The following is a 16594-nucleotide window of genomic DNA, read 5'->3' as shown; positions in this document are numbered from 1 at the left end:
AAATAATTTTCTTAAGAATCAGTTTTTAGTTGACAGTGGTTTGCTTTATCCTCTATAGTGTTGACTAATAATTAAATATTTTTCTTATCAAGAGTCAGGGGAGGAACTGGTCCTACGATCCTGCAGCAACCGCTTTGTAAAAAGAAAGGTGCTAATTCCAGCAGATGTTTTTAAATGTCTGAAAGATGAGAGAGCGTGTTAGCATATGGAATCTACGTCCTCTTTCGTCTTTGAAAGAGGGCTTTTTTTGTTTGTTTATCCTTTGCAGTCTTTGTGGGCGGTTGGTTTCCGTTTCAGGTTGCTTCGCTTTCCGCGGGGCGTGCGGTGAGCCACTTCGCGCTTCGCACCGGTAAGTGTCTCACCTGCCCACTCGTCCCGCAGGAGTCTCGCACCTTACACTCCAACCAACAAGACAATGAAGTTTTTAAGAACCATCCAGACATAAACAACTTACTGAAAAAACTATAGGAGGGAACCATGAGCATACCTTTGAGAAAAACCATCCAAAAAGATAGTTTTGAAGAAGCGATAAATACCGCACTAGCACTAAAAGAAGTTTTCAAGAAACGGGCAGATTTTGTAGATCAAGAAGGCGTTTTTCCTTATGAGAACTTTCAAGATTTGAAGGATGCTGGCTTTCTTTCTCTTACCATCCCAAAAGAATATGGCGGTAAAGGGTTGAATCTACTTGAGTTCTTAACCATTCAAGAGCATTTAGCCGAGGGAGATGCTCCTACTGCTCTTTCTCTTGGCTGGCATCTGGGGACTCTTTTAGAAGCGGCGGAAAACCGTCATTGGAATGGAGATGCGTTCGCTGGTCTTAGTCGGAAGGTTGTTGAACAAAAAGCACTCATCAACTTGGCACAAACAGAGCGTGCAACGGGAAGTCCTTCTCGCGGGGGTATTCCTACTACAACAGCAGTCAAGAAAGCAGACGGATGGCTGATCAACGGGAGCAAGGCTTTTACTTCTATGGCAGAGGCCCTTGATTACTCGGTTGTTACAGCTACCCTCTCAGAAACCAACCTTAAAGGATTTTTCTTAGTGAATCATCGTGATAAAGGAGTTTCTGTAAAAGAGACTTGGGATAGCATCTCGATGAGAGGAACAAAAAGCGATGACCTCCTTTTAAAAGACGTTTATGTACGTGAGGAAAATCTTCTTGTCGTAGAGGATGGAAAGAACATCGTTCCTAAAGGCTGGTATTTGCAAGTTCCTGCTGTATACCTTGGAATTGCAAGAGCCGCGCGAAATTATGCGATTCAATTTGCATCTGAATATAGTCCTAACACTTTATCTGGACCGATCTCAGATGTGCCAGAAGTGAGGAGAAAGATTGGCAAGATCGAACTTGAATTATTCCAAGCCAGAACGATTCTGCACGCCGTTGCTGAAAAATGGGTGAATCACCCTGAACAGCGTCACAATTTAGGAACAGAACTCGCTGCCGTTAAGCATTCTGTAACAAACAGTGCAAACAGAGTCGTAGACCTTGCGATGAGGATCGTTGGGGCTCGAAGTCTTTCTATACAAAATCCGCTTCAGCGGCACTTTCGCGATGTGAGAGCTGGCCTTCATAATCCACCAACAGATGATGCGATCGTCTATTCATTAGCAGATGCTGCGCTTAAATAAGCAAGTCAACTGACAGATTCATGTTAAACTCACCATTTTTTTGTATGATGAGATTTCAATCACCATAGGTTATTATGGATACAATATATTTCCATATCAATCGATAAAAGGTGGTTTGCTCATGAGAGCGCTTCTGACATTCACTTATTTACAAGCACTTTCTTGCATCTTTCCAGTCATCATTTTTGGGGCGTTAGCTCTTTCAAAGTTCGTCAGCATTCCGTTCATCCCTCGATACGATTTCATACTCCTCCTTTGTCTCATCACACAGGTTGCAATGATCGTAACGAAACTTGAAACGATTGATGAACTAAAAGTCATCTGCGTCTTTCACTTGATCGGCCTAGCACTAGAGCTATTTAAAGTTCATATGGGATCCTGGAGCTATCCGGAAGAAGCCTATTCTAAAATCTACGGTGTTCCTCTCTACAGCGGTTTTATGTATGCAAGTGTTGCGAGCTATATTTGCCAAAGCTGGAGAAGACTCGATCTACAGATTATGGGTTGGCCAAATCCTCTCTTTTCTTTCGGTATTTGTGTCCTGATCTATTTTAACTTTTTTCTCCATCATTACTTGTTTGATGCCAGATGGATTCTGATTCTGCTTTTATTTCCTATCTTTTATAAGACCGTTGTTCATTATACGATCAACGAGCGTGTCTATAAAATGCCGATCCTTCTTTCCTTTTTGTTGATTGGATTTTTTATCTGGATCGCTGAGAACATCACAACATTTCTTGGTGCCTGGCAATATCCAAATCAGGAAGCCGCTTGGTCACTTGTTCATATTGGTAAGATCAGCTCATGGTTTCTGCTTGTCATCATCAGCATTATTATTGTGGCACAGTTAAAACGCATTAAAAGCCACCAAGATGAGATTTTCACGCATACGAAACACCTTTAAGCTGCCGTAGGCTTTTTAGGTGTTTTTTCTTTGTGTGGCTCCTTCTCAAGAAATCTGCATGTTCAAGATGTCCTCTCCATATGCATACATAGATGACGTTTAAACCTTCTATAAGAGAGGAGCTCATCACATGGATAAGAACAATAAAGATCAACAGCAACGAAGACCAATGCAGATTCCGCAACCAATTCGCAGTGATGGTGCGGGTGCTACCGACTTAGGACCTCGCGACATTATGCGTGATATACAAAATCCGGATATGCTAGTTTCTCCTGCAACAGATGCGGGAACTGTCCCGAATTTGCGCTTTTCCTATTCTGATACTCATATGCAATTAAATTTTGGGGGCTGGTCGAGAGAAATTACGGTTCGTGAGCTTCCCGTCGCCAAGACCCTTGCCGGAGTGAATATGCGTCTTACCCCAGGCGGTGTGAGAGAGCTGCATTGGCACCAAGAAGCGGAATGGGCTTATATGATTTTAGGCCGTGCACGGATTACCTCGGTTGATCAAAACGGCAGAAATTTTATCGCCGATGTGGGTGAAGGTGATCTTTGGTACTTTCCTCCTGGCATTCCTCACTCGATTCAAGGGCTTGAAGAAGGCTGTGAGTTTTTACTCGTATTTGATGATGGGAACTTTTCCGATCTGAGCACATTCTCTATTTCAGATTGGTTTGCACATACACCGAAAGAAGTTCTTTCAGCAAACTTTGGTATACCGGAGAGTGCGTTTGCGAACATTCCGACTGAACAACGTTATATTTATCAGTCTACCGTTCCCGGTCCGATTGAAACACAAGCCGTACCTGATCCATATGGAACGGTACCATTAAGCTTCACGCACCGCTTAATGGCCCAGAAACCGCTCGTTACACCCGGTGGTACCGTACGCATTGTTGACTCTACTAATTTTCCGATCTCCCAGAGAATTGCTGCCGCTTTAGTAGAAATAAAACCTGGCGGAATGAGAGAGTTGCATTGGCACCCGAATAATGATGAGTGGCAATATTATTTAGCTGGTCAAGGGCGGATGACCGCTTTCGCTGGAAATGGAACGGCACGGACTTTTGACGTACGAGCCGGAGATGTAGGATATGTCCCGTTTGCATTTGGTCACTATGTGCAGAATACCGGAAATAAGAGTTTATGGTTTTTAGAAATGTTCAAAAGTGACCGTTTTGCAGATGTTTCCTTAAACCAATGGATGGCCTTAACGCCTAAAGAAATCGTACAGACGAATGTGAACGCTAGTCCAGAACTCATGAATTCTCTTCGAAAAGAAAAATGGCCCGTAGTGAAATATGATTAGCTAGAAATACACGACGACACCCTTAACAGCGATTAGGACTCTCTGATCGCTTTCTTTTATTCTTTCTAGTAAAACACCTTCCCCTACACTATTTATATACACCACTTACAACTTGTCCGCATAATCTACTAGTAATAATCTATTAGATTATTCTCTGAACTAGTTTCTAGATTAGAGTGAAAATAGGAGGGAAAGTTTGTATGTACGACCATTATGATCAAAATCCGTACGCACATATGAAACGAGATTGTGAGTGCAAGCATAGAAAGATTCAGCCTTGCCAAAAAGTTTCCGCATTTAAAGCAGTTAAAGATCTGTTTCAATTTATTTTAGGCTCCACACCAAATCAAGTGATCTATCCCGTAGAAGTTTTTGATAGCAATAACGAATATAATCCAGATACATCAACGTTTGTTCCAAAGAGCAACGGCATTTATACGTTCACAGCGAGTATCTTTTTGCCAATTTATACAGGAACACCGTATTCTGCGTTCGTTGGCATCCGCGTTAATGGTGAGATCGTCGCAGGAAATCAAGAAACGATTACATCGCCAAATGCGATCGTCGCTACTTCATCACTTCTCGAGTTAAGAAGAGGCGATGAAGTTCAAGTAGTCGCTTCGAGCCCATCAGGCGCAACGATTGAAATAGAAGTAAACCCAATCGCCACTCGGTTTGAGGGTGCGAAGATAGGTTAAGTAGATTCCCAGCACAGACACGAAAAAAAAACCGCAACAAATCTCGTTGCGGGCTTTTTTTTGCAGTATTCATTCAAGGTCTCTTTATTTTTATTGAAGAACTTGATGGAGATATATATTCATTATCACCAATGGAAAAATCCGATTGGTAACGATTTATCTCCACATACTGCACAACCTCGTCATTATTAAGAAAAACTAATAGATAGATATCATCTCTGCTATAAATATTACTTCGGTCTTTAAAATTCACGCCCATTTGTTTCTCCATACTTTCTTCTGCTGTATATGGTGGAAATAAATATCCTTTGTCCCATTCAAAATTTGTTAGAGATTTTATGTTTATTTCAACTTTATTTTTATCTTTTACAATAGACTGAATGGATTTTTCCAAGTCAGTATTATGAGTTACTCTGCTACACCCTGTTAACAAAAGGAATGTAAGAATTAAAATTGTAATTGTATTTCTCCTCAAAAATTTTCCCTCCCTAACATTATTTCCATGGATTTACTTTAACATGGATCTGGCCATACTTTATTGTTTCATGTGGAACATTAATTTAAAATTCTCTCTCAAGACTTTCCTAGACTCCCATCATATTGTCGCTAAGATGGAGCATAAGGAGACATGGATGGTATTTTATAAGGATTCAGAAGGAAATACACACGCTTTAATGAGTGAGGTTTTAGCTTCATAAGATGATTGAGAAAGGGTGCCTAGATTAGGCACCCTTTTAATTAAAGATTTTATAATGATGATTCGGTTGTGACGTAAAAAAAATGCACATCCTAGAAAATATCCAAGTTTTGCTATACACTAAAAAACATATCAAATATGATGTGGTGATAATTGATGTTTAAAATTTTGCTTATTGAAGATGATGCGACACTATTCAGCGAGATCAAGGAACGATTGTCTCAATGGTCGTATGAGGTGTATGGCATTAATGACTTTGGACGGGTGATGCAGGAATTTACAGAGATTAAACCTGATCTCGTTGTAATTGATATTCAGCTGCCAAAGTTTGATGGGTTTCATTGGTGCCGAAATATTAGATCGCATTCTAATGTACCGATCATCTTTTTATCTTCGCGTGATCATCCGAGCGATATGGTCCTCTCCATGCAGCTCGGTGCAGACGACTTTGTTCAAAAACCGTTTCATTTTGAAGTATTGATCGCAAAGATTCATGCGATTCTCAGGCGTGTTTATAATTACAATACAGACACTGTTAGTCTTAAAACGTGGTGCGGCGCTCAAATTGATTATGAAAAGAATATCGTAACAAACGAGAAGGGTTCAGTTGAACTGACTAAGAATGAAGTGTTTATTCTTAAACTTCTGATCGAGCAAAAGAATAAAATCGTAAGTCGCGACAATCTCATCAACAGCTTATGGGATGATAAAAAATTCATTAGTGACAATACCCTCACCGTGAATGTGAATCGATTAAGAAAACGTCTAGAGGAAATCGAACTCGGACAATTTATCGAGACGAAAGTGGGACAAGGCTATCGTGCAATAGAAGAGGATTCTGTATGATCAAACGCTATTTGATCGAACGCGTCAGCTGGATTTTTTTATTTTTATTGCAGCAGATTATCTTCCTTTTGATCGCCTATCTCGATCCATCGATTCCCCTTTCTGCTGTTGGCTATATCGTGTTCGTCTCATTAATCGTCTTTGTTATCTTTCTTATCTATCGGTATCAAAAGGAAACAGACTTCTTCCACCAGCTTGAGGAAAGGGAAAATGACTTTGACCTTTCTAATATGTCATCAGCTTCTTCACCTTTTGAGAAAATCGTTGAAAACAGTATCATCGAACAAACGAAGCATTTAAAACAAACCGCTTCTGAGAACCGTTTACTTATCGAACAGGAAAAGGACGATCTCCTCGCTTGGATTCATGAGGTGAAAACGCCGCTGACAGCGATGCACCTTATGATACAGCGCATGGACGATACTCCTCTTAAAGGAGACTTAACCTACGAGTGGCTTCGCATCCACCTTCTGCTTGATCAGCAGCTTCATCAAAAGAGGATTCCTTTTATTAAGAACGATCTTTATATGGAAGTGACTGATCTTGAGACGTTACTTTTTTCCGAACTAAAAACGCTTCAGACGTGGTGCATTCAAAAAGGAATCGGCTTTGATTTTAACCTTGAAGTCACTCATGTCTTAAGCGATGCGAAATGGCTAGCTTTTATTGTTCGTCAGATTTTAACGAATGCTGTGAAATACAGTCATTCTTCAGAAATCATTATTAACAGCTATTGCATGAACGACAGAAACTATTTAACGATTCAAGACTTTGGTCGAGGAATTGATACAAAGGATATGCCTCGTATCTTTGATAAAGGGTTCACGTCAACGACAGACCATCAGGATCAAGCGTCCACCGGCATGGGGTTATATTTAGCCAAAAAAGCAGCCGAATCCCTACATATTAAACTCTCTGTAGAGTCAAAGCGAAATGAAGGAACAACCGTTACGCTCGCTTTCCCAAAAAGAAATGAGTTCGATCAAACGATGGGCATGTGACGAAAGTGTCACATGCTTTTCTGTTTTGTTATGTGAACAGAAGGAAAAGAGCTGAAATGCTTTCTATAATGAAACTATCAGAGAGGGGTAATAAGATCATGAGTATATTGAAAGCAGTTAAGCTTCATAAGAGCTATGGAAATAAAAATAATAAACAGCATGTCCTAAAAGGCATCGATCTTTCCGTTGAAAAAGGTGAGTTCATCAGTATCATGGGAGCATCAGGATCAGGTAAAACAACGTTATTGAACGTCCTTTCTTCCATTGATCAAGTAACCGAAGGAACGATTCATATTAACTCATTTGAGATGACAGCTATGAAGGAAAAACAGCTGGCAGAATTCAGAAAGAACAACCTTGGTTTTATCTTTCAGGATTACAACCTATTAGATACTTTAACGGTTAAAGAAAACATTCTCCTGCCGCTTTCGATAACCAAAACACCGAAAAAGGAAGCTGAACAGAAATTCGATCAAGTCGCAACAGAGCTTGGTATTTTGGAGATAAAAGATAAATATCCGAACGAGATCTCAGGTGGCCAAAAGCAGCGAACATCTGCGGCGCGTGCATTCATTCATGAGCCAAGTATCATCTTCGCGGATGAACCGACCGGTGCTCTCGATTCCAAGTCTGCGTCTGACCTTCTAAACAAACTAAGCGGTCTTAACGAGAACAGACAAGCGACGATTCTTATGGTAACGCATGATCCTGTAGCAGCCAGCTATTGCAGCCGTGTGGTCTTTATAAAAGACGGACAGATCTACACGCAGCTTATGAAAGGAGAACAGGATCGACAGAGCTTCTTTAAGGATATTATGAAGACGCAAGGTGTTTTAGGTGGTGTTCAGCATGAACATTAATCAACTCATTTTTCGTAACTTAAAGAAAAACCTAAGAAACTATTACCTATATGTGTTTGCTTTAGTGTTCAGTTCTGCCCTTTATTTTGCATTTGTGACGCTACAATATGATCCGTCTATGGATTCTGTTGAAGGTTCTGTAAAAGGTGAAGCCGCGATTCGAGCCGCTTCTATCCTACTTGTTGTAATCGTATCGGTCTTTTTACTTTACGCGAACAACATCTTTATCAAACGACGCAGTAAAGAGATTGGGCTATTCCAGTTGATTGGAATGACGAAGGGAAAGATTTTTCGAATTCTTTCAATCGAAAACTTATTCCTCTACTTTGGTTCCCTATTGATCGGAATCTTTGCTGGATTCTCGTTCTCAAAATTAATGATTCTCGTTTTGTTCAAGACGACTGGTGTTGATTCGATCGCATCACTACGGTTTTCAACACAAGCTCTTGTACAAACGGTTATCGTTTTCACAGTCATCTATCTGTTGATCATGATCATGAACTATACATTCATTAAAAGGCAGACCATCCTATCCCTATTCCGTGTTACTTCATCAACAGAAATCACAGTGAAAAAACTATCTCGTTTTGAGATGGTGATGGGAATCGTGGGTCTTGTTCTGATCGCGACAGGTTACATCGTATCATCCAAACTTTTCGGCGGCGATTTTACTACCATGCCTGAATTATTTGGAGCAATGATCTTCATTTTGGCTGCCGTCATTCTAGGGACGTACTTCTTTTACAAAGGCTCTGTCAGTTTTTTGCTTAACCTAGTGAGAAAGCAAAAAGGTGGCTACCTGTCCATTAACGAAGTGATGTCACTCGCATCCGTCATGTTCCGTATGAAGTCTAACGCACTTCTGCTTATGATCATCACAACCGTTTCAGCGCTTTCGATCGCTTTGTTGTGCCTTGCATATATCTCGTATTATTCTGCTGAAAAAACGGCTGCAAATAACGTTCCAGATGATTTCTCAATCATTGATAGAGAGTCAGCAGATACGTTCCAAGCCGCTTTAAAGAAGAACAATATTCCGTATTCGGAAAAATCGATTGAGGTCATTCAAGTAACCATTAACGCTTCACAGCTAATCGATCGAAGCTTAGAAGAACTTGTCATCGATCCAAAAGCGATGCCTCTTCCTTTAATCAGTGAAAAATCGGTAGATGGCATGAATCTGTCACAAGATGAAGTGGTTTTCACCGGATATAACGATCTTCTTCAAAAATTTATGCCTTTAAAGAGCTCTGGTTCTATTAAGATAAAGGGAAAAACAGAAACATTCAGCCAACGTTATACCGGCTTAGAAGACGAATATCCCGTATCTTGGTACTTCACAGCTGGAGGCGTTCCGACGGCGATCGTTGATGATGCTATCTTTACAAAGTTGAAGAGTGATATTGATCCTAAAGTCCAGAAAGAATCTACTCTCTATATTGGGGTCGACATTAAGAATAAAGAACAACTTGAAGAGGCAGATAAACTGTTTAAATCTACTGAAACGTATAAAAAGTTATACAACGAATCTCGTCATGAGATCAGCACGAATCAAAAGAAAAACATGGGACTCATGATGTTCATCGTAGGTTTCTTAGGACTGACATTCCTCGTCACCTCAGGGTGTATCCTCTACTTCAAACAGATGGACGAGGGAGAAAATGAAAAACCAAACTATATGATTCTGCGAAAACTAGGTTACACGCAGAGTGATCTGTTGAAAGGCATTCAGTATAAACAGCTCTTTAACTTTGGAATTCCACTCGTGGTCGGCCTGCTTCATAGTTATTTTGCCGTACAATCCGGATGGTTCCTGTTCGGAGCTGAACTCTGGACACCGATGATCATCGTCATGGTCATGTATACAGTCCTCTATTCAATCTTTGGTGTGCTGTCTGTTCTTTATTATAAGAAAGTGGTTAGGGAAGCACTGTAGGTTGATGGATGCTTTGTTTTCTAAGTGTCAAAATTGAATAAAGTAAACAAAACCGACTAAAAAATGATGATTTAGTCGGTTTTTTCATTTTGTTTAAGAGCTTGAATGGTTTTTGGAGCTGAAACTTGGCTAGAAGTTGATGTTTATGTAGCTTATAGGTGATTTTAATTGATACCATAAGGGGTATTCATCAAGATAATTCAGGAGATTTAAGAAATAATCCCTGAAGTTTTAGGATTATTCCGGCGAGTTTTCCTTACATATCGGCGAGTCGACAATGTTCGACTGCTATCCCCTATCTATATACCCTCAACCCTGATAAACAAAGGCCGCCTTCCACAACAGTCAAAAAGAAAACCTCAGCCAAAAATCGGCTGAGGTTTATAAAAAGCTGAAATTATTGAGCAGTATAACCGCCATCGATTACGATAGCTTGTCCAGTTACACTTTTCGCTTTGTCGCTGGATAGGAACATCGCATAGTCTGCGATCTCGCTTACTTCCATCAGACGTTTTTGAGGAACTAATGGGTAGATAACTTCTTCAAGTACTTTATCTAATGAAACGTTTCTTGTTTTCGCTAAGTCTTCCATCTGACCACGAACAAGTGGTGTGTCCACGTAACCTGGGCAAAGTGCGTTAACTGTAACACCTTCTGCTGCTGATTCAAGGGCAGCAACTTTTGTCAGACCGATTACACCATGTTTCGCACTGTTATAAGCCGCTTTACCAGCAAATCCGATCAAACCATTGATAGATGAGATGTTAATGATACGTCCGAATCCTTGTTGCTTCATGATCGGCATTACATGCTTTGTTGCGATAAATGGTGCAGTTAGCATGATTTTGATCATAAGTTCGAATTTAGCTGTTGGAAACTCTTCGATCGGTGAAACGTGCTGAAGACCAGCGTTATTGATCAGAACGTCAACACGTCCATATTCTTTGTGTGCTGTTTCGATCATGCTCTTGATGTCTTCTTCACTTGTAACGTCAGCTTTAAGACCGATTGCTTCAAGTCCAAGACCTTTTAATTCTTCTGCAGCCTTTTTTACGCCTTCTTCATTAAGGTCAGTTAAGACTACTTTGCTTCCATTTTGAGCGAATGTTTTTCCGATTTCAAATCCGATACCACTTGCAGAACCTGTAATAACGACTACTTTATTTTCTACCATACTATACTCACTCCTAAAAAGTTTTTATATAATTCCCATGCTTGCCATAATGATTCCAACAATTACGGCAATGGTCGGGATGATTAAAGCGACAACAAATACATCTTTGTACGTTTCCTTGTGTGATAACTGTGTTACCGCAAGAAGCGTTAACAATGCACCGTTATGAGGCAGGATCGATGCTCCAGAGGCAATGGATGCCATTCTATGGAACGCCTCAGGACTCATGCCTGTTGACTGAGACAAATCATAATACGTTCCGCCAAGAGCTTGTAATGCGATTCCCATACCACCTGATGCTGAACCAGTGATCATCGCTAAAAGCTGTACGACTAAGGATTCAGATACGAGCGGATTGCTTGAGATTCCTAAAAGCATATCAGTGATTTTGTCGAAATCCGGTACACTCGTTACAACCGCACCGAATCCAACTGCAGCACTCGTATTGATGATCGCCATTACAGAACCTTTAGCACCTTCGTTCATAGAAGGGATAAATTTTTTGTATTGCTTGATATTGATAAGAAGAATAGCTAGAATTCCAGCTAACAACGAAGGAATTGGAGCGATTTTTAAGAAATTAAGTAAAATAACAACAACGATTAAAGGGACTAATGAAAGAATCCAGTTTGGAAGGTTCTCCTCATCTTCATCTTCATTCTCTTTTGACTTATTTGGTTCTGTATACTTTTCACCAGCTGCTGTTAAACGGTTCTCTCTGAATTTCAGCCAGAAATAACCGCCAACTGCCATGATCAACGTAGCTACAATACCGATAATGGTACCCGCCATAGGTGTTGTCTTAAACGTATTCATCGGAATTAAGTTTTGAATCTGCGGTGTACCTGGTACAGCAGTCATCGTAAACGTGAATGCACCGAGAACGATCGTAGGTGCGATCAATCTTCTAGAGATATCTGCTTTTTTAAACAATGCCAATGCGATCGGATAGATGGCGAACACAACGACAAACAAACTTACGCCACCGTAAGTTAAGACAGCTGATGCTACCAAAACTCCAAGAATCGCACGTTTTTCACCTATAAATTTCGTGAACTGAATCGCAACCGATTTAGCAGCTCCCGTATCTTCCATCAACTTACCGAGAACAGCTCCTAATAAGAAGATCGGAAACCATGCTTTTGCGAAATCTACAAAGCCGGTCATATACGTATTGGTATACGCGTCCATCAAGTCCAAACCACTCATCAGAGCAACAATACCCGCTACGATTGGAGCGACCCAGATGATCGACCAGCCCAGGTAGGCAAAAAACATGAGTAGAGCCAGACCTATTATGATACTAATCAAAATCTTTCCTCCTTTTTTATATAGAAAGAGTGCGCTTTCATCTATTAGCACTTACTTTTCAAAAGTTTTCATTGCACGAAGGACATTTTACTCCTGTGTATTTATTAAGTAAAATGAATTATAACTATAGATAGTATGCACAAAAGTTATAGAATGGAGTTCTCCATATGGATATTCGACAATTGACCTATTTTCATGCTGTGGCCAAGCACAAAAGCTTCACAAAAGCTTCTACTGTACTGCATTTATCTCAGCCTAGTCTCAGTAAAATGGTAAAAAGTTTAGAAGATGAACTTGAGATGGAACTGATTGATCGATCTTCAAGACAGATTGAACTAACAGAAGCCGGCGAGATCGTGTTTGAGCAAAGCAAGATGATTCTCGAGTCTTTGGACAATCTATCATCTAACCTTTACGACTTAATGAACTTAAAAAAAGGGAAAATCAAAATTGGGATTCCCCCGTTGATCGGCTTCTTATTTTTCCCTAAAATCATCAAGAAATTCAAAGCTTCATACCCTGAAATACAGATTCAACTCGTCGAACATGGCGCAAACCGTGTGCAGCGAGAAGTGAATGACGGTCTCTTAGATCTGGGGGTTGTCGTTATGCCCTTAAATGAAGATAAACTCGAAATCGTTTCTTTCTTAACCGAGCACCTGATGCTATTTGTTCATCATTCACATCCGCTCGCGAATAGAGAAAAAGTATCGATGAAGGAATTAGAGAATGAATCTTTTATCATTTTTAAAGAAGGCTTCACCCTGCATGACAGAGTGATCAATGAATGTATAGCAGCTGGTTTTCAGCCTAAAATTTCCTACGAAAGCTCACAATGGGACTTCATCAGCGGCATGATCGGGGAGAACTTAGGGGTTTCTATCTTTCCAGAATCCATCGCAAAAAAGGTTGATCAAACTTTGGTTAAAGCCATTCCGATCGTTGATCCTTCACTACCTTATAAGCTCGGTATTATAAAAAAGAAAGATAAATACGTTACGTATGCGACTCGAGAATTCATTAATATGCTCTCGCCATTTAGCGAATAACATATAACTAAAATGCATAATTTAGATAAATTATATGTATTTTACGAATAGGTTGAGTTGAGATAAAGTAATTCCTATACAAATTATAGGAGGCACTACTCATGGAAAAAGATCGTTTTCAAAATGGATTAGATAAATTAATGGAGTACACGCTAACGGATAACAAAGACATTTCAACACACTTAAAAATCTCAGATGACCTGCAAGATATCGCGCCAGATGTAGGAAAATACATTATTGAATTTGCGTACGGCGAGATCTATTCACGAGCAGGACTAACGAACAAACAAAGAGCGCTTATTACCATTTCTTCTCTTGTGACACAAGGAACGGAACCTCAATTGGAGCTTCATATCAATACGGGTCTGACAGCAGGTCTAACGAAAGAAGAAATCGTGGAGAGCATTACACACTTGATTCCGTACACAGGTTTTCCGCGTGTGTTGAACGCGTTAACGGTTGCGAAGAAAGTTTTTGCAATGCGTGATGAAGAAGTGAGTGAATCAAAGGCACATTAAAAAAAGTAGCTATCCTTTTTTACAGGGGTAGCTACTTTTTGTTATGCCTAGAAGTCTTGAGAGAGGTTGCTTTGCGCTCCAGGATGCTCGCTTTCCGGGGGGCGTGCGTTGAGCCTCTTAGCGCTTTGCGCTGTTAAGAGTCTCAACTTTCCCGCTGATCCCCCAGGAGTCTCGCACCTTGCGCTCCAATCAACTATCAATGAAGTCTTATAAAAATCTATGTCTATGCACTGACTTAAGCCCTTTGTTATAGCATTTACAAGAGATCTCCTTCTTCTGTTTGTTCCAGTTGCTCTGATTGACTTGGAGCATCTTTATATTCGATGTCGTATTTTTTGCTCAATAATTCCATATCTGCGTGATAAGCATCTACTAATTGAAAGTATTCTTCTAATTTTAGATTAGACTGTGTCATCAAGTTTTCATCTTGTTGTTCTAACGCTTGTCTTTGAAGTATTAAGCCTTCATAAAAAGTTTCGGTAGCTTTTTCGATTTGCTTCTTCATTCCTACTAATTCTTCTCCTTGAACATCAATGGTTTTCGCTTGGGCCACTGCTTTTTCGTAAGCAGGAATCGTCGTTTCTACTAACTCCAAATACATGGTCTCGTCGTCTGTATAATTTCCGCCTGAAACGCTAGCCAAAGAATCAAAGGCTTGTACTTCGTAGGTAGAGACTGCTGCGACGTCCACATTGATAAATTTCAAAACAGCATCTTGCTGTTTCTCCGTATTGATCGGCTCAGAAAAGCTTTGTGATTCCTCTTCATCATTCTGCGTTACTTCATTACTCGTCCGATTTAAGGCCATTTCGCTTGAATTCGCACTTGTCACAATCGAACTCACTAAAAAAGAAACTAGAAAAAGTGTATTCACGCTGTCAGCTCCCTCAACATTTTGTAAGTATTAACCAATACCCGGCTTGTTCAGGGGTTACGCCCCATAACTGTAAAATGAGAGTGTTTGATGCTTCGTTTACTGAAAAGACAACGAGTAAAAACCCCGCTATATCCATAACGGGGTTCATTTTTATCCAACTTTTTTACAATACGTTTCTCTTTTTAGATGGAGCCCATCTTATCTTAGAAGAAGCAAACACTCTTCCGCTTTTCGCCACTTTTTTACTTCTAAAGAAATCTGCAATGATGTCTTTGTCGGAGTGAGGAATCTTCTCGCCTTTAACAATTTGAGCCCCATTGATGCAGCCACTCGTTAGGAGAACGATGTCATTTTCTTCACTAAGAGACAATGCCTTGATTACCGCATCATGACGGGTAAGCTCCGAGTGAATGTTAGGTGCATCAGGATTTTTGAAACCTTTCATCACATGACCGACAATCTCGCTCGGATCGTTGTATCCTGGATGATCAACCGATACGACGATTTCATCTGCTTGGTTCTCAATCGTTTCTGCCATTTTGGGCATCTTCTCTTTATCTCTTATCCCGATACCCATCACTAGTACAATCAGTCGACTGTATGGCAGCTTTTTTACTTCCGTTACAAGATTTTGTAACGCAACAGGAGTGTGTGCGTAGTCCAAAATAATCTTGCGCTTTTGCTTATGAATGATTTCAAATCTTCCTTCAGGTCCTGTCATTTCAGGTAGAACATGAAGCATTTTTTCTAATGGAATTCCGATATGCAAACCTGTACAGATGGCAGAAAGGAGATTCGCTATATTATAAGATCCATAAAATGGTGTTATGACAGAATAATGTTTTCCGTGAACAGATAAGGTAAACGAAGTACCGTTCGCTACCTGCTTAACAGCCGTCGCGATCACATCTGCACCGCTTTTTTCATTCATGCTGTACGTTAGCAGCGGACCTGCAAACAACTCAACGATTTCTTTACCCATTCCCTCGTCATCAATGTTTACAACTGCTTTCTTTGCTTGTTTAAATAGCTTTAACTTCGCTTGTTTGTAGTTTTCAAACGTATGATGAAACTCCAAATGTTCAGGCGATAAATTTGTATGAATCGCAACATCAAAATCAATGCCTGCTGTTCTTTTTTGTTCAATTCCAACAGAAGTAACTTCCATCGCAGCGAGCTGATCTCCATTTTCAACAAATTGTTTGAAGATGTGATGAAGATCAGGTGCTTCAGGCGTTGTTGGTGTGGACTGTTTCATGTTTAGGTTTCCTGTTGAGGAAATCATGCCAGTTGTTCCGATTGAACCTGATTTCACACCACATAAGTTCATCAACGATCTAACATAAGCCGCGACTGTCGTCTTACCATTTGTACCTGTAATACCAACTGTTATTAATTTTTCATGTATACGTTTATTAAACAGGATAGATAATTGAGCCATAAATACGCGAGCATCTTCAACGAGTAAGAATGTACGATCTCTATAGATTTCGCTCGCCTCTTTTAAAATCGATTTATTTTCACCAGCCACTACAATGGCACCGTTTTCGATGGCATTCTGAATAAAAGTATGACCGTCAAATTGTTCACCTGTTATACAAACAAAGGAAGAGTTATTCATTACGTTTCTGGAATCAAAGCAGACAGAAGAAATGGTTTGCTGTTTGCTTCCCCAAATTTCCCGAATACCTAATTGCTGCTTTTTTTGTTCAAAATGTATATTCATCTGTCTCTCCTTTTGCGATCAATCTATGAATAATTACTATAGTAGAATATAAA

At 40.1% G+C, this 16594-nt stretch carries 15 protein-coding genes, 1 pseudogene and 1 riboswitch; of the genes and pseudogenes, 11 read left to right on the top strand and 5 right to left on the bottom strand.

Translation table 11 applies throughout. The annotated features are described in order from the left end of the window. Positions 1–81 precede the first annotated feature (81 nt). Positions 82–192, top strand: a riboswitch (SAM riboswitch). A gap of 285 nt (positions 193–477) precedes the next feature. The 4 genes from HU823_RS05830 (at position 478) to HU823_RS05815 (ending at position 4546) form a co-directional block, all read left to right on the top strand. Beyond that, positions 478–1635 carry an acyl-CoA dehydrogenase family protein gene (locus HU823_RS05830; RefSeq protein WP_197221429.1) on the top strand — a complete coding sequence of 386 codons (1158 nt, stop codon included), beginning with the start codon at positions 478–480 and terminating at the stop codon, positions 1633–1635. A 121-nt stretch (positions 1636–1756) separates the two neighbouring features. Next, positions 1757–2539, top strand: a complete 783-nt coding sequence (locus HU823_RS05825; RefSeq protein WP_197221428.1) for a DUF817 domain-containing protein — start codon at positions 1757–1759, stop codon at positions 2537–2539. A 130-nt stretch (positions 2540–2669) separates the two neighbouring features. Continuing rightward, on the top strand, positions 2670–3848 hold the full coding sequence (locus tag HU823_RS05820; RefSeq protein WP_144696638.1) for an oxalate decarboxylase family bicupin: 1179 nt from the start codon (positions 2670–2672) through the stop codon (positions 3846–3848). Positions 3849–4048: 200 nt separating this feature from the next. Next, complete coding sequence (locus HU823_RS05815; RefSeq protein ID WP_144696636.1) at positions 4049–4546, top strand: C1q-like domain-containing protein; 498 nt, start codon at positions 4049–4051, stop codon at positions 4544–4546. A gap of 73 nt (positions 4547–4619) precedes the next feature. Here the strand turns inward: HU823_RS05815 and HU823_RS05810 are convergent, their stop codons facing one another. Continuing rightward, positions 4620–5021 (bottom strand): hypothetical protein, encoded by a 402-nt coding sequence (locus tag HU823_RS05810; protein WP_197221427.1) that lies wholly within the window; start codon positions 5019–5021, stop codon positions 4620–4622. A 103-nt stretch (positions 5022–5124) separates the two neighbouring features. Between HU823_RS05810 and HU823_RS21830 the strand changes: the two are divergent. The 5 genes and pseudogenes from HU823_RS21830 to HU823_RS05790 form a co-directional block, all read left to right on the top strand. Beyond that, positions 5125–5244 (top strand): annotated as a pseudogene (locus tag HU823_RS21830) (VOC family protein); the annotation flags it as partial. 155 nt (positions 5245–5399) lie between these two features. Then, on the top strand, positions 5400–6089 hold the full coding sequence (locus tag HU823_RS05805; protein ID WP_144696632.1) for a response regulator transcription factor: 690 nt from the start codon (positions 5400–5402) through the stop codon (positions 6087–6089). Continuing rightward, positions 6086–7090 (top strand): sensor histidine kinase, encoded by a 1005-nt coding sequence (locus HU823_RS05800; RefSeq protein WP_197221426.1) that lies wholly within the window; start codon positions 6086–6088, stop codon positions 7088–7090. Before HU823_RS05805 ends, HU823_RS05800 begins: the two co-directional genes overlap by 4 nt. A gap of 98 nt (positions 7091–7188) precedes the next feature. Continuing rightward, complete coding sequence (locus HU823_RS05795; protein WP_197221425.1) at positions 7189–7950, top strand: ABC transporter ATP-binding protein; 762 nt, start codon at positions 7189–7191, stop codon at positions 7948–7950. Next, positions 7940–9886, top strand: a complete 1947-nt coding sequence (locus HU823_RS05790; protein WP_197221424.1) for an ABC transporter permease — start codon at positions 7940–7942, stop codon at positions 9884–9886. The genes HU823_RS05795 and HU823_RS05790 overlap by 11 nt, the downstream gene beginning before the upstream one ends. A gap of 397 nt (positions 9887–10283) precedes the next feature. Here the strand turns inward: HU823_RS05790 and HU823_RS05785 are convergent, their stop codons facing one another. Next, positions 10284–11060 carry a 3-hydroxybutyrate dehydrogenase gene (locus HU823_RS05785; RefSeq protein WP_144696624.1) on the bottom strand — a complete coding sequence of 259 codons (777 nt, stop codon included), beginning with the start codon at positions 11058–11060 and terminating at the stop codon, positions 10284–10286. 24 nt (positions 11061–11084) lie between these two features. Beyond that, positions 11085–12371, bottom strand: a complete 1287-nt coding sequence (locus HU823_RS05780; RefSeq protein WP_144696622.1) for a GntP family permease — start codon at positions 12369–12371, stop codon at positions 11085–11087. A 167-nt stretch (positions 12372–12538) separates the two neighbouring features. On the opposite strand from HU823_RS05780, the gene HU823_RS05775 reads away from it, so the two are divergent. Both HU823_RS05775 and HU823_RS05770 read left to right on the top strand, forming a co-directional pair. After that, positions 12539–13420, top strand: a complete 882-nt coding sequence (locus HU823_RS05775; protein WP_144696621.1) for a LysR family transcriptional regulator — start codon at positions 12539–12541, stop codon at positions 13418–13420. A gap of 101 nt (positions 13421–13521) precedes the next feature. Further along, positions 13522–13938, top strand: coding sequence for a carboxymuconolactone decarboxylase family protein (locus HU823_RS05770; protein WP_144696619.1), 417 nt, complete (start codon positions 13522–13524; stop codon positions 13936–13938). 256 nt (positions 13939–14194) lie between these two features. Here the strand turns inward: HU823_RS05770 and HU823_RS05765 are convergent, their stop codons facing one another. Then, a complete protein-coding gene (locus HU823_RS05765) occupies positions 14195–14812 on the bottom strand; it encodes a hypothetical protein (protein ID WP_197221423.1) in 618 nt (205 codons plus the stop codon). Between the two features lie 166 nt (positions 14813–14978). After that, entirely contained in the window at positions 14979–16541 is a 1563-nt protein-coding gene (locus tag HU823_RS05760; protein ID WP_197221422.1) for a UDP-N-acetylmuramoyl-L-alanyl-D-glutamate--2,6-diaminopimelate ligase, read from the bottom strand. Between the last annotated feature and the right edge of the window lie 53 nt (positions 16542–16594).

Origin of the sequence: Fictibacillus sp. 18YEL24 (assembly GCF_015903855.1) — a bacterium.
Classification (GTDB): Bacteria; Bacillota; Bacilli; order Bacillales; family Fictibacillaceae; genus Fictibacillus; species Fictibacillus phosphorivorans_C.
The sequence above is the reverse complement of the archived record's forward strand: the minus strand, read 5'-3'. Positions and strand labels throughout refer to the sequence as shown.

Bases quoted from the DNA above. Each gene is read 5' to 3' on its own strand.
- HU823_RS05800 (WP_197221426.1), top strand. From the start codon at position 6,086: ATGATCAAACGCTATTTGATCGAACGCGTCAGCTGGATTTTTTTATTT.
- HU823_RS05775 (WP_144696621.1), top strand. From the start codon at position 12,539: ATGGATATTCGACAATTGACCTATTTTCATGCTGTGGCCAAGCACAAA.
- HU823_RS05785 (WP_144696624.1), bottom strand. From the start codon at position 11,060: ATGGTAGAAAATAAAGTAGTCGTTATTACAGGTTCTGCAAGTGGTATC.
- HU823_RS05795 (WP_197221425.1), top strand. From the start codon at position 7,189: ATGAGTATATTGAAAGCAGTTAAGCTTCATAAGAGCTATGGAAATAAA.
- HU823_RS05790 (WP_197221424.1), top strand. From the start codon at position 7,940: ATGAACATTAATCAACTCATTTTTCGTAACTTAAAGAAAAACCTAAGA.
- HU823_RS05815 (WP_144696636.1), top strand. From the start codon at position 4,049: ATGTACGACCATTATGATCAAAATCCGTACGCACATATGAAACGAGAT.
- HU823_RS05770 (WP_144696619.1), top strand. From the start codon at position 13,522: ATGGAAAAAGATCGTTTTCAAAATGGATTAGATAAATTAATGGAGTAC.
- HU823_RS05760 (WP_197221422.1), bottom strand. From the start codon at position 16,541: ATGAATATACATTTTGAACAAAAAAAGCAGCAATTAGGTATTCGGGAA.
- HU823_RS05805 (WP_144696632.1), top strand. From the start codon at position 5,400: ATGTTTAAAATTTTGCTTATTGAAGATGATGCGACACTATTCAGCGAG.
- HU823_RS05830 (WP_197221429.1), top strand. From the start codon at position 478: ATGAGCATACCTTTGAGAAAAACCATCCAAAAAGATAGTTTTGAAGAA.
- HU823_RS05820 (WP_144696638.1), top strand. From the start codon at position 2,670: ATGGATAAGAACAATAAAGATCAACAGCAACGAAGACCAATGCAGATT.
- HU823_RS05825 (WP_197221428.1), top strand. From the start codon at position 1,757: ATGAGAGCGCTTCTGACATTCACTTATTTACAAGCACTTTCTTGCATC.